The 1,203-nt window shown below is 48.8% G+C and carries 1 protein-coding gene; it reads left to right on the top strand.

Features of this window, described 5'->3' with window-relative positions; genetic code table 11:
- Window positions 1–804: hypothetical protein (locus KDK18_RS07465; protein ID WP_257254262.1), on the top strand; the 804-nt coding region annotated here is incomplete at its 5' end.
- Between the last annotated feature and the right edge of the window lie 399 nt (window positions 805–1,203).

Consider the following 1,203-nt stretch of genomic DNA (forward strand, 5'->3'; position numbering starts at 1 on the left):
GAACAGCGCTGGTGGAAACCCCTGTATTTTGCCGGTGCAGGAATGGCAGCTTATGTTGCTCCTACGAAAACGAGGGAGCATATACCTGTCGCAGTCTTGACCTACCTGGCGTCCGAAGCGTTATCAAGAACTGGAGCCAGCGCTGGTTCGGCGTTAATGCTAAGAAAAATGAACGTAAGGGATATTAATACTGAATGGTATGCGGTTGGGGAATACGCAATATTTTCTCCGATGAATGGGATTATTGCAGGGGCTGTCGCTTATGAAACCATGATCCATATAGGCTTCAGCCCAGCAAAAGCGACTCTTGCTTCTGTTATCAGCGCAGCTATTGCGGGTACCCTCTCGGGAATTGTTTCAATGCTAACAATTGATGTGGGCGGAGAGACAAACGCTGTAGTCGCAGCCATATACGGAGCCGTAGCCGGTGCCGGAGCCGGAGTTACTGCCTTTGTCGGAGCCGAAGCCGGACTCATAGCCTTAGCCGGAGCCGGAGCTGGAGCCGTAGCCGTTGCCGTAGTCGTAGCCAAAGTCGAAGCAATGGCCGCAGGCTTAGCTGGAGCCACAATCGTGGGCGGAGCCGGAGCCTTGCTTATGTTGGGCAGTTCGAAGATAACTTCAAACAACCTGCTTATCAAAGCCGCTGTCACGCTGGTGCCTGCGTTGACTTTCGCTGTTATCAATAGTCTTTCAAACTACGCCGTTTATGGCTATCCATTGGAACAAGGCCTCTCAGAGACCGGCTGGACTCAGTGGGAAAAGTTCTATGCCCCCCTGGATTATCTCTCGACTCTGTTTAACTGACAGACTCAACGGTCAGACACTGAATCAGCGTTGAATTCTGGCAGCTAATGCTTGCTCCGGTGGCTATGCCGAAGGCACAGTCTGTCGGAAGTATTTGATAGCTGCTTTATTTGTACCGCGCTATTTGCACTGCACTTTAATTTACAACGCACTTTGTAGTTAAGGATATTGTTATTCATAGCTCCTTATAGAATCTATATTTCCAGTTCAGTTACTGTATCTGGGAAATTACCATGAAAAAGTCATTCAACCTTTGTCCGTTACTTTTGTGTTTGCTCTATTCCATGGCACAGGCCAGCCCTCTCTCACAAAATGATTTTGATTTTCTTAAGCCTCTCAATGATACCGCACTGGTGGCAAACGGGCTTGAGTTAACGGGAAGCATTGCTGGAGTCTCTT

Source organism: Endozoicomonas sp. SESOKO3, from assembly GCF_024606255.1.